The following is a 12,031-nucleotide window of genomic DNA, read 5'->3' as shown; positions in this document are numbered from 1 at the left end:
GGCATCATTCCCCGCCTCAAGCGCTTCACTGTGGTGGGGGTGTTTGAAGTGGGCATGTATGAATACGACAGTGCCCTGGCCCTGCTGCATCTGCGCGATGCCGCCAAACTCTTCCGGCTGCCGGGGGAGGCCAGCGGGGTGCGGCTCAAGCTGGATGATTTATTCCAGGCCCCGCTGTTGGCCAAAACCCTGATCAAGGACCTCCCCGCCGGCTACCTGGTCAGCGACTGGACCCGGCGCCACGCCAATTTTTTCCGGGCCGTGCGCACGGAGAAAACGGTAATGTTCGTGATTTTGATGCTGATCGTCGCCGTGGCTGCCTTCAATATCGTCTCCACCCTGGTGATGACGGTGCGGGACAAGGAAGCGGATATCGCCATTTTGCGCACCCTGGGGGCCAAGCCGCGCAGCATTATGGCGATCTTCATCGTGCAGGGGGCACTCATCGGTCTGGTTGGCACCTTGTTGGGCGGCGTGGGGGGCGTGGCCCTGGCTTTGAATGTGGAGACTATCGTGCCGGCCCTGGAGCAGGCCTTCGGCGTGCATTTTCTGCCACCGGACATTTACTACATCAGCGACCTGCCGTCGGATTTGCAGCGAGCAGACGTCGTCAGAATATGCAGCGTGTCCCTGCTGGTTAGCCTGCTGGCCACCCTCTACCCTGCCTGGCGCGCCGCGCGTACCCAGCCTGCGGAGGCGCTGCGTTATGAGTGAGCCGGTGCTCCGCTGCCGTCATCTGGCCAAAACCTACCGTCAGGGCTCGTTGGCGGTGGAAGTGCTGGTGGAGGTCGATCTCGCGGTGGCGCCAGGGGAACGCGTGGCCATCGTCGGGGCCTCCGGTTCGGGCAAAAGCACTTTGCTGCATCTGTTGGGTGGTCTGGATATCCCCAGCCGTGGGACGGTATGGGTAAAGGGGCAGAACATCGCTGAACTCAGCGATGTGAAACGGGGCCATTTGCGCAATGAAGCCCTGGGCTTCGTCTACCAGTTTCACCATTTGTTGCCGGAGTTTTCGGCCCTGGAAAACGTGTGCATGCCCTTGTTGGTTCGCGGTTTGTCGCCCAGGCGGGCGCGGGACCGGGCACGGCCCTTGCTGGAAAGGGTGGGGCTGGGAGGTCGTTTGCAGCACAAACCGGGGGAATTGTCCGGCGGCGAGCGGCAGCGGGCGGCGGTGGCGAGAGCGCTGGTGACAGAGCCGTGCTGCGTCCTGGCGGACGAACCCACTGGCAACCTGGACTACAAAACAGCGGACCAGGTCTACGACCTGATGCTGGAGTTGAACCGTGATTTCGGCACCAGCTTTGTGGTCGTGACCCACGATCATCAATTGGCGACAGGTATGGACAGAAGCCTGCTGCTGGAGCGGGGGCGTTTGCGCGACGTGGCAGCCTCTCCGCTCAAGGCCTAGCCCTCGTCACTCCGGCGGGTTTTGCGTGAGCTGCGTCTGGCGTTTTCTTTCCAGGCGCTGGGCGCGCTTGATTTTGATATAACGCACGATGTGGATGTGCCACATAATGCGCACGACGACGTTTCCAAGTGCTGCCGCCAGGGTTCCCAGAACAAAGCAGCCCAACAGAAACGGTTGCCAGATTACCGTCAATTCCTCTTCCAGCCATTCCCAGCTCAGTTCAAAGGTCACTGCCGTGACCGGGGCATCCAGCAGCCAGGCGCCGAATTTGTAGGCAAAATAAAAAATAGGCGGCATAGTGAGCGGGTTGGTGATCCACACCAGGGCTACCGACAAGGGCAGGTTCACGCGCAAAAAAATAGCCAGGCCGGCGGCGATGAGCATCTGAAAGGGAACGGGGATAAAAGCACAAAACAAGCCCACCGACATGGCGCCTGGCACCGAGCGACGGTTGAGATGCCACAACAGCGGATCATGCAACAAACGGCCAAAACACTGTAAGTAGCGGTGTTTCTTGATTTCGTTGTGATCCGGCAAGTAGCGTTTGATGATTCTTCTCGGCACTTGCGTTCTCGCTCCAAGCGGGGCGACCCGGGATTATGCACGTTTTCCGTGAACTTTACAGTCTTCCGGCAGCAACCCTGTGTTTTTTATCGGGGAATCTCGCTTTTCAGCAGCTGCCTGCACTGCCCCCGGTGGCATGGTGTTGGTTGTTGCCGGTGGCCCTGTGGGTGACGTGGCGTTGTCCCCTGTGGCGGCCTGCCGCCTTTTTCACAATGGGGTTTTTGTGGCCCCTGCTGGTCGCCAGCCCTGTCCTCAGCCAACAGTTTCCCGTTGCGTGGGTCGGGCATGATCTGGTGGTGGAAGGACGCATTGCCTCACTCCCGGAAAAGGACGGCCGCCGGGAACGTTTTTATTTTGACGTTCTTCAGTGGGAAAACGCGACACTGGCCTCCAGCGGACCGAAGCGGCTGCTCCTGAGTTGGTACCAGGGGGCGCCGCCTCTGGTGGCAGGCCAGCGCTGGCGTCTGACCGTGCGCCTGAAGCCGCCCCACGGGTTCATGAATCCGGGCGGTTACGACTATGAAAAACGTCTGTTCCGGCAGCGGGTACGGGCCACAGGCTATGTCAGAAACCGGGGAGAGCGGCGTCTGCTGGAAGATGCCCCCCCCGGCCTGGACCGGATGCGCCAGGCACTGACTGAGCGTATCCGGCAAATTCTGGGCGACAGTGAGATGGCTGGGCTGATCCGCGCCCTGGTGGTGGGTGACCGCCAGGCCGTGAGTTCCGGACAATGGGCCGTGCTGACCCGCACCGGCACCAATCATCTATTGGCGATTTCCGGCCTCCATATCGGCCTGGTGAGTGGCCTGGCGTTTTTTCTGGCCCGTCGCCTGTGGGTCCGCATCCCCCGGGCGGTTCTCTACTTGCCGGCGCCCGCTGCGGGCGCCGGAGCCGGCCTGCTGGCGGCGGCGGCATACGCCGCCCTGGCGGGGTTCACCCTGCCCACCCAGCGGGCCCTGCTGATGGTGGCAGTGGTGATGAGCGCTGTGATGTTGCGACGCCAAAGCCAGTCCGTTCACACCTTTATGCTGGCCCTGCTTGCCGTACTGCTCTTTGATCCCCTTGCGACCCTGGATGAGGGGTTTTGGCTGTCGTTCGCCGCGGTGGCGTTCATCTTGTACGCCTTGCTGGGACGTCGCCGGTCTGACAGTCACTGGCGCAGCTGGGGTCGTGTTCAATGGTCGCTGGCGGTGGGGCTGTTGCCCCTGATGCTGATTTTGTTTCAGCGCAGTTCTCTGGTTGCGCCGCTTGCCAATCTGGTTGCCGTACCGTGGGTGGGCTTCGTGGTGGTGCCGCTGGCCCTGGCGGGCGCGGCACTACTGGTGTCCCTGCCCGGCGTGGGCGCAATTTTGCTGCATGGCGCCGGGCTGGCCCTGGCAGGACTGTGGTACGGACTGGAGGCCCTGGCGGCCCTGCCGTGGGCCGAGTGGACACAGTCGGCGCCTCCTGCCTGGGCCCTGGCGGCAGCCGTGCTGGGGGCGGTGATGCTGTTGGCACCGGCCGGCATCCCGGGGCGCTGGGTGGGCGCAGTGTTGCTGCTGCCCCTGGCGCTGGTCACACCCCCCCGGCCGGGCTACGGTGAGGCGTGGTTCACCTTGTTGGACGTGGGACAGGGCCTGGCAGCGGTGGTGCGTACCACTGATCACGCGCTGTTGTTTGATACCGGCCCTCGCTTTGGACCGCAGTTTGATGCGGGGCGCGCCGTGGTGGTGCCCTTTTTGCGGCACGAAGGCATCCGGCGGCTCGACCTGCTGGTGCTGAGCCATGGGGACATGGACCACCGCGGTGGTTTATCGTCCATCGTCAGTGAGCTGCCCGTAGCCCGGGCCCTGAGCAGCGCACCCAGAGCGGTGGAACAGCATCTGTCTCAGGTGGCCCCCTGCCAGGCGGGACAGCGGTGGCAGTGGGACGGCGTGGAATTCGAGATGATTTATCCCTTTGATGCAATATCAAGCGGCAACGACAGTTCCTGTGTGCTGCGTGTGACCGCCGCCGGCGGGGCGGATGCGCTGCTGACCGGAGACATTGAACGAAAAGCGGAACAGAGCCTCCTCAAAGCAGGGGGAATGCTGGCAGCAAAGTTGCTGGTGGCCCCCCATCACGGCAGCAATACGTCGTCCACGATGGCGTTTGTCCGGGCAGTGGCGCCGCGCTATGTGCTGTTTCCCGTCGGCTGGCACAACCGCTACGGTTTTCCCAAACCCGAGGTAATGGCCCGTTATGCGGCCGTGGGAGCGGTGGGCTTGAGCACGGCGGCCCTGGGCGCCATCCGGTTCCGCCTGCGCGCGCAAAGCCCCACGGCGCCGGAACCCTATCGCCGCCAGGCGCGACGCTACTGGCACTCCCCCTGCGAGTGCTGAAATGGCTTGGAACTTGCTAAAATCACATTATTTTTTTCCAACAGGAGATGCCCATGGCCTATGAAAAGATCATCGTTCCCGCAGACGGGGAAGCCATCAGCGTTGCGGCTTCAGGGACGATGGACGTGCCCGACCGGCCGCTGATCCCCTTTATCGAAGGGGACGGCATCGGCGTGGACGTGACGCCGGTGATGCGCCGGGTCGTGGATGCCGCCGTGGAAAAAGCCTACGACGGTGGCCGTCGGATCGCCTGGATGGAAATCTATGCCGGGGAGAAGGCCACGCGGGTTTACGGTGAAGGGGTTTGGTTGCCGGACGAAACCCTGGATGCAGTGCGGCGGTATGCTGTCGCCATCAAAGGGCCGCTGACCACTCCCGTGGGGGGCGGAATTCGTTCTTTAAACGTAACGCTGCGCCAGGAGCTGGATCTGTATCTGTGCTTGCGGCCGGTACGCTATTTCGCCGGCACCCCCAGCCCGGTGCGCGCGCCGGAAAAGGTCAACATGGTGATATTCCGGGAAAATTCCGAAGACATCTATGCCGGAATCGAGTGGGCCGCCGGCAGCGAAGAAGCCAGGAAAGTCATCGACTTTTTGCGGCGCGACATGGGCGTGACCAAAATCCGTTTCCCGGACAGCTCCGGCATCGGCATCAAGCCCGTATCACGGGACGGCACCCGGCGCCTGGTGCGCAAAGCGCTGCAATACGCCATAGACAACCAGCGTGATTCCGTGACTTTGGTGCACAAGGGCAACATCATGAAATTCACAGAAGGCGCGTTTAAGAGCTGGGGTTATGAGTTGGCGCAAGAGGAATTCGGCGCCCAGCCGCTGAACGGTGGACCGTGGATGCAGTTCAACCATCCCGTTACAGGCCAACCGGTTGTGGTGAAAGATGTTATCGCTGATGCCTTTCTTCAGGAAATCCTGCTGCGCCCGGCGGAGTTTGATGTCATTGCCACCTTGAATTTAAACGGCGATTACATCTCGGACGCCCTGGCCGCCCAAGTGGGCGGTATCGGCATTGCGCCGGGGGCGAATCTGTCCGACACCGTGGCCTTGTTTGAGGCAACCCACGGCACGGCGCCCAAGTACGCGGGCAGGAATGTGGTGAATCCCAGCTCCCTGATATTGTCCGCTGAGATGATGCTGCGTCACATAGGCTGGCTTGACGCTGCCGAGCAGCTTATTCAGGGGGTGAGCGGTGCGATAGCGGCAAAGACCGTCACGCAGGATCTGGCGCGCCTGATGAGCGGTGCGGAGCAAGTCTCCTGCTCCGGCTTCGGCGAGGCAGTAATACAAAACATGAAGCAATAAAACCCTTGGGGCCTTTTTTGACAAAGGCCCCACGTCTTTTGTGTGATGTTGTTGTCAGCGGTGTACTGGTACTCGCAAAAGAGTACTAGCTGCTCGGCCGAATATGCGAAGCCAGCCAGCCCTTCGGGCCTTCTTGTAACTCAAACTCCACTTTCTGGCCTTGTTTTAGCGTCCGGTAACCTTCCATCTCGATCGCCGAGAAATGGGCAAAAACTTCTTCTCCCCCCTCATCCGGCAGAATAAAGCCATAGCCCTTGGCGTTACTAAACCACTTCACAACACCGGTCGCGGTTTTCATTGCTTACCTCTCCGCATTGCGACGGCAGCAAGCCGTTTGCACATCGCCAGAGATCCCCACGGTACAGCATTCGGACCCCACTCCCAGCTCGATACTGCATGAGCATATTGTAATATTTACGCTTGGACACTGTCGTCCAACTCGGTATTATTGTCAAGTATAGCCGCCGAATCTCCGATGCCGCGCCATTTTCGCGGGTCACGTAGTAGAATACCCACCGGTAATCCCTTGCCTGTATCACGAGCACACTGGGACAGCTCAAGTGGCTTTTGAAAGATGACGTTATAGGTACTAGCCATGGGTGATCGACCTCTCCTTGGCCATGAAAACAGCGATGGGGTTGCAGTTCAGGACGCCAAGCCCAAGCTCAAGCAACCCCCACTATTTAAAGTCATCATTCTAAATGACGACTATACCCCTATGGAGTTTGTGGTTGATGTGCTTCGTAGGTTTTTCGGGATGGATCTGGAAAAAGCCACGCAAATCATGTTGCATGTACATACCCGCGGCGCCGGGGTGTGCGGGGTGTTTACGCGCGATGTGGCTGAAACCAAAGTGGATCAGGTCAATCGCTATGCCAGGGAAAATCAGCACCCCTTGCTGTGTACTTTAGAAGAGACGTAGTGCGACGAGCGTCGAGAGTTGAGGTAACCCTATGTTAAGCCCGGATTTGGAACAAACGTTGAACAACGTGTTTCGGGAAGCGCGGGAGCGTTTGCATGAATTCGTGACCGTGGAACATTTGTTGTTGGCGCTGATCGGAAACGAATCCGCAGCAAAAGTGCTGGAGGCGTGCGGCTCTGACCTGGGACAACTGCAAAGTGATTTGATGGCTTTCATTGAGGAGACGACGCCGCTGCTTTCTCCCGAAGACGGTCGTGAAGTTCAGCCCACCTTGGGTTTTCAACGGGTGTTGCAGCGGGCGGTGTTTCATGTGCAGGCATCGGGCAAGAAGGAAGTCACCGGCGCCAATGTCCTGGTGGCCATATTCAGCGAGCAGGATTCGCAGGCGGTTTATTTTCTCAGCCGTCAGAATATCGCCCGTCTCGACGTGGTGAATTACATTTCCCATGGCATCTCCAAGATTCACGGGGAAGACGACGAGCCTGACGGCCTGCCTATGTCCGGCGACGAAGAGGAAACCGGACAGAGTGCCGGGAAGTCCCCGCTGGAAGCGTTTGCGACGAATCTCAACGAGCTGGCACGGCGCGACAAAATTGATCCTTTGATCGGTCGCGATTTCGAAATTCAACGTACCATCCAAATCTTGTGTCGCCGGCGCAAAAACAACCCCTTGTTTGTCGGGGAAGCGGGCGTCGGCAAAACGGCGCTGGCGGAGGGGCTGGCGCGCAAGATTGTCACCGGTGATGTGCCGGAAGTGTTGGCGAACAGCACCATTTATTCGCTGGATATGGGCGCCTTGCTCGCCGGCACCAAGTACCGGGGCGACTTCGAGAAGCGCCTGAAGGCCCTGTTGGCCCAGTTGGGCAAGGAACCGGGCAACATTCTTTTTATCGATGAAATACATACCATCATCGGTGCAGGAGCGGCCTCCGGTGGCGTCATGGATGCGTCCAATTTGATCAAACCGGTGCTGGCATCCGGTGCTTTGAAATGCATTGGTTCCACCACGTATCAGGAATATCGTGGAATCTTTGAGAAAGACCGGGCACTCGCCCGCCGTTTCCAGAAGATTGATGTGGGTGAACCCTCCATCGAAGACACGGTGGCTATTCTGAAAGGGTTGAAGAGCCGCTTTGAGGAACATCATTCAGTGAAGTATTCCCAGGCCGCGCTGCGGGCCGCGGCGGAGTTGTCTGCTCGCTACATCACCGACCGGCATTTGCCCGACAAGGCCATAGACGTGATTGACGAGGCGGGGGCCAATCTGCACTTGTTGCCCCCGTCACGGCGGAAGAAAACCATAGGCGTTGCTGATGTTGAAAATGTTGTTGCGAAGATTGCGCGCATACCAGCGAAGAGTGTTTCCAGTTCTGACAGAGAGGCGCTGCGCAATCTGGAACGTGACCTGAAACTGGTGGTCTACGGGCAGGACGAGGCCATCGAGTCCCTGGATGCCGCCATCAAGATGGCCCGCTCCGGTTTGGGGAACCCGCAAAAGCCCATTGGCTGCTTCTTGTTTGCCGGTCCCACCGGTGTGGGCAAAACCGAAGTGTCGCGCCAGCTGGCCAAAATCCTGGGGATAGAACTGGTGCGCTTCGATATGTCCGAATACATGGAGCGCCATACCGTGTCACGGCTGATCGGCGCCCCCCCTGGCTATGTGGGCTATGATCAGGGCGGCTTGCTGACTGAAGCGATTACCAAACATCCCCATTGCGTGTTATTGCTGGACGAGATCGAAAAAGCCCATCCCGATGTGTACAACCTGCTGCTGCAAGTGATGGATCACGGTACGCTGACCGACAACAACGGCCGCAAAGCCGATTTTCGCAATGTTATGCTAATTATGACAACCAACGCCGGCGGTGAGCAGCTCAGCCGCCGCTCCATGGGTTTTGCCACCCAGGATCACTCCAGTGACAGCATGGAAGTCGTCAAGAAAACCTTTTCACCCGAATTCCGCAACCGCCTGGATGCCATCGTGCAGTTCAGACAGCTGGACCGGCAGACGGTGTCCAGTGTGGTGGACAAGTTCCTGGTGGAACTGGAAGCCCAGCTGGAAGAGAAACGCGTGACGGTGGAGGTGACCGAAGAGGCACGGGCGTGGCTGGCGGAGCACGGCTTCGACCCGGTCATGGGTGCCCGTCCCATGAGCCGCGTGATCCAGGAAAACATCAAAAAGCCTTTGGCCGGCGAGCTGCTGTTCGGCGAATTGGCCAACGGCGGCCATGTTGTTGTGGCGCTTAAAGACGGCGAACTCGTGTTTCACTTCAGCACAGCGGGCGAGGCCCTGACTCACGCGTAAGCACCATCCGGCCAGGTCAACGGCATGCGCCACACGTGCGTTTTGCCGCCCTAGCGGGCCCGGTAGACAATACGTCCTTTGCTCAGGTCGTAGGGCGTGAGCTGAACGGTGACCTTGTCGCCGGTAAGTATGCGGATGTAGTGCTTGCGCATCTTGCCCGAGATATGGGCGGTCACCACATGACCGTTTTCCAGTTCCACCCGGAACATGGTGTTGGGAAGGGTTTCAACAACCGTTCCTTCCATCTCAATGTGATCTTCTTTTGCCATTAGGTGCAAATACTCCGCTGCTGCTGGCCAAGGGGGCGGGCGCAGAAGCGGCGCCAGCTAATCCCTGTGGAGGGCGCATATTGCCTTAACTAGGCGAATATTTCAAAGGGGGCGCTGAGCGGCCTGGCTTTGTTCAAAACCTCGCCATTCGGTTAACGGCATCCAGCGGTTTTTCCTGTGGATATGAGCCGGACGGAAGTCGCTTTTATAGCGCATGGTGGGGCACTCAGGAATCCAATACCCCAGATACAAGCTGCTCAGGCCCAGGCGGCGGACCTCCTCGATTTCCCACAGTACAGCGTAGGTGCCCAGGCTCCGCTTCGGGTGTCCGGGCTCGTAAAACGTGTAGACGGCGGACAGGCCGTCTGTGAGGCGGTCGACAACCGCTACCGCCAGCAGGATCCGTCCCAGCCGGAATTCAACGAAACGGGTGTCGCACCAGGAGCTGAGCAGAAAATGCCGGTACTGATCCGGATCCCCCCCGTTCATGTCGCTGTGCGGATGCCTGGCAGCCAGATAGCGGCGGTAGAGGGCGAAATGCCGGGGGTCGAAGCCGGCCTCTACAGTGAGGGTGCGCAGGTCCTGGTTACGCCGCCAGGTACGACGCTGGCTGCGCGTGGGCTGAAAGCCCGCGGCGTTCACCCGCAAGGGGATGCAGGCATCGCAAGCCCGGCATTTTGGCCGATAAACGAACTCGCCGCTGCGGCGAAAGCCCATATCCATGAGGCTGCTGTAGAGCGGGCGGTCCATGGGCTGGTGCGGATCGACGAACTGGGTGACGGCGCTGCGGCGGGGGAGATAACTGCACGGGTGGGTATGGCCGCAGTAAACGCTCACGGTTTCACGCCTGTGCCCTGCGGGACCGGTATTCATGGGGTTGTCCCGAATCCCGCCCAGCTCTCCACCGGCTCCGCCTGCTGACAATAGTGCTCCAGACGGGCGATGAACTGTGCCCGGGGCATGAGCCGTGCGCCCAGGCTGGCCAGATGGCGGGAGGGGACTTGGCCGTCGATCATGGCGTAGCCCCAGTTTTCCAGCTGTCGGGCCAGGGCTACGAAGGCTGCTTTGGAGGCGTCGCTGCGCCGCGAAAACATGGACTCGCCGAAAAACACCCGGCCCAGGGCCACGCCGTACAGTCCCCCTGCCAGCTCGTTTTCGTACCAGGCTTCCACCGAATGGGCCACACCCAGTTCATGCAGGTGGCAATACGCCTCACGCATGGAAGCGGTAATCCAGGTACCCAGTCCATCGGCGCGGGTCTGGGCACAGGCGGTGATTACCCGGGCAAAGGCCCGGTCCGCCGTAATCCGGTATTCGCCCCGCCTGAGCCTCTTGCGCAGACTGCGGGAAATCCTGATTTCGGCGGGATAGAACACGGCGCGGGGGTCGGGGGACCACCACAAAACGGGCTGGCCCTCGCTGAACCAGGGAAAGATGCCGCTGCGGTAGGCCGCTGTCAGACGCTGGGGTGACAAACTGCCGCCGACGGCAAGCAGACCATTGGGATCGGTCAGCGCCTGCTCCGGCGGGGCGAAGGGCGTGATGTCATCATCGGCATCCAGCCACTGTAAACCGTTGACAGAAACCATGAACGTCAGCGCCTGAGTCTAAAGTGGCCGCGGTGTTTTGAAAGGCGAGTGGGACAGCAGACTTTTCATATAGTAGTCCATTTCCCTTTGTTCGTAACGCAGGAACTTCGCCACGGCATTGTGGAAGTGCCGGTCCTTTAGCCAATGGGCCGAATAGGTGGCCCGGGGAAGGAAGCCGCGGCTCACTTTGTGCTCCCCCTGGGCGCCGGGCTCGAAACGGTGGATACCCTGGCGCAGGCAATACTCGATACCGGTGTAATAGCACAGCTCGAAGTGCAGGCTGTGGTAGCAGGCTTCACTGCCCCAGTAGCGGCCGTAGAGTACCTTGTCGCCGCGAAAGCTCAAGGCGGCCGCCACCGCCTTGCCCCGATGTTCCGCCAGTGCCAGCACCACTGCATCGGACAGGGTCCGGCCCACTGTCTGAAAAAACGCCAGGGGCAGGGGAACAAAGCCGCTCTTGCGCAAAAAGGTGTCTCGGTAGCAGCGGTAAAAACAGCGCCAGTGGGCATCTTCCACCTGCTCTCCGGTCAACACCCGGGTGGTGATGCCTGCCTCTTTGACTTGGCGTCGCTCCCGTTTGATCTTCTTTCGTTTCGCTGAAGTGAAGCGGGCCAGGTAGTCCTCGAACGTCTCATCCTCCCCCTTGTACCAGTGAAACTGGCAGCCTGTGCGGCGCAATGCACCGTGTTGCTCCAGCGCCTGCAAGGCCTCCTCCGTCATGAACAGCCCATGGAGAGATGAGACCCCACTGTCCCGGGCGTAGTCCATGGCCGCTGCCGCCAGTGCCTGGATGAGGGCGGGGCGCCTTGGTTCCGGGGCAGTCAGCAGCCGGGGCCCGGTCGCCGGCGTGTAAGGGGCGGCGATAATCAGTTTGGGGTAGTAGCGGACACCGCTGCGCCGGCAGGCATCGGCCCAGGCCCAATCGAAGACAAATTCGCCCCAGGAATGATCCTTGAGATACAGGGGCAGGGCACCCACCAGCTTGGCTCCCTCGCGCATCAGCAAATAGCGGGGATGCCATCCCGTGCCCGGTCCGAGGCCCTGGTGGCGCTCCAGCGCGTGAAGAAAGGCGTGGCGAAGAAAGGGGTAGCCTTGAGTCAGCAGACCGTCCCATTCCCGGGCATTGACCCGGTCCAGGGATTCCACGATAGCCACGTTCATGTTCAAATCGCACTACGCTTGTTAGGTGTCGGTCCACAGTGAGACCAACAACAGATTGACGCGGAAAACGGCGCGGCGGGTGTGACGGGTGCCCGGCGCGGAATTATGAGGAGATTCCATGACAAGAGCCAACAGTC

The 12,031-nt window shown here is 60.2% G+C and carries 12 protein-coding genes; 6 read left to right on the top strand and 6 right to left on the bottom strand.

The features are described 5' to 3' along the window. On the top strand, positions 1-714 hold a 714-nt coding region (locus tag ENJ19_12325), incomplete at its 5' end, for an FtsX-like permease family protein (GenBank protein ID HHM06507.1). After that, positions 707-1,408, top strand: coding sequence for a lipoprotein-releasing ABC transporter ATP-binding protein LolD (lolD, locus tag ENJ19_12320; GenBank protein ID HHM06506.1), 702 nt, complete (start codon positions 707-709; stop codon positions 1,406-1,408). The genes ENJ19_12325 and lolD, both read left to right, overlap by 8 nt. 6 nt (positions 1,409-1,414) lie before the next feature. On the opposite strand, the gene ENJ19_12315 is transcribed toward lolD, so the two are convergent. After that, the gene (locus ENJ19_12315; protein ID HHM06505.1) at positions 1,415-1,972 is read right to left on the bottom strand and encodes a DUF2062 domain-containing protein; all 558 of its coding nucleotides are present in this window, start codon (positions 1,970-1,972) and stop codon (positions 1,415-1,417) included. 35 nt (positions 1,973-2,007) lie between these two features. On the opposite strand from ENJ19_12315, the gene ENJ19_12310 reads away from it, so the two are divergent. Beyond that, entirely contained in the window at positions 2,008-4,332 is a 2,325-nt protein-coding gene (locus ENJ19_12310; GenBank protein ID HHM06504.1) for a DNA internalization-related competence protein ComEC/Rec2, read from the top strand. A gap of 53 nt (positions 4,333-4,385) precedes the next feature. Further along, positions 4,386-5,648, top strand: coding sequence for an NADP-dependent isocitrate dehydrogenase (locus ENJ19_12305; protein ID HHM06503.1), 1,263 nt, complete (start codon positions 4,386-4,388; stop codon positions 5,646-5,648). Positions 5,649-5,733: 85 nt separating this feature from the next. Here the strand turns inward: ENJ19_12305 and ENJ19_12300 are convergent, their stop codons facing one another. Beyond that, complete coding sequence (locus tag ENJ19_12300; GenBank protein ID HHM06502.1) at positions 5,734-5,946, bottom strand: cold shock domain-containing protein; 213 nt, start codon at positions 5,944-5,946, stop codon at positions 5,734-5,736. 297 nt (positions 5,947-6,243) lie between these two features. Here ENJ19_12300 and clpS point away from each other — a divergent pair, with 297 nt between their 5' ends. Further along, positions 6,244-6,570: an ATP-dependent Clp protease adapter ClpS gene (gene clpS / locus ENJ19_12295; protein HHM06501.1), complete on the top strand. Its 327-nt coding sequence runs from the start codon at positions 6,244-6,246 to the stop codon at positions 6,568-6,570. Positions 6,571-6,601: 31 nt separating this feature from the next. Continuing rightward, entirely contained in the window at positions 6,602-8,875 is a 2,274-nt protein-coding gene (gene clpA / locus ENJ19_12290; GenBank protein HHM06500.1) for an ATP-dependent Clp protease ATP-binding subunit ClpA, read from the top strand. Between the two features lie 50 nt (positions 8,876-8,925). Here clpA and ENJ19_12285 read toward each other — a convergent pair whose 3' ends face one another. From ENJ19_12285 to ENJ19_12270, 4 genes are all read right to left on the bottom strand, one after another. Next, positions 8,926-9,144, bottom strand: a complete 219-nt coding sequence (locus ENJ19_12285; GenBank protein HHM06499.1) for a translation initiation factor IF-1 — start codon at positions 9,142-9,144, stop codon at positions 8,926-8,928. Between the two features lie 102 nt (positions 9,145-9,246). Then, the gene (locus ENJ19_12280; protein HHM06498.1) at positions 9,247-10,017 is read right to left on the bottom strand and encodes an arginyltransferase; all 771 of its coding nucleotides are present in this window, start codon (positions 10,015-10,017) and stop codon (positions 9,247-9,249) included. Continuing rightward, entirely contained in the window at positions 10,014-10,733 is a 720-nt protein-coding gene (locus tag ENJ19_12275; GenBank protein ID HHM06497.1) for a leucyl/phenylalanyl-tRNA--protein transferase, read from the bottom strand. The genes ENJ19_12280 and ENJ19_12275 overlap by 4 nt, the downstream gene beginning before the upstream one ends. Positions 10,734-10,751: 18 nt before the next feature. Beyond that, complete coding sequence (locus tag ENJ19_12270) at positions 10,752-11,894, bottom strand: GNAT family N-acetyltransferase (GenBank protein ID HHM06496.1); 1,143 nt, start codon at positions 11,892-11,894, stop codon at positions 10,752-10,754. Between the last annotated feature and the right edge of the window lie 137 nt (positions 11,895-12,031).

The sequence above is a fragment of the Gammaproteobacteria bacterium genome (genome assembly GCA_011375345.1).
GTDB lineage: Bacteria > Pseudomonadota > Gammaproteobacteria > DRLM01 > DRLM01 > DRLM01.
Note: the sequence above shows the minus strand (reverse complement) of the source record. Positions and strands in the feature narration are given on the sequence as shown.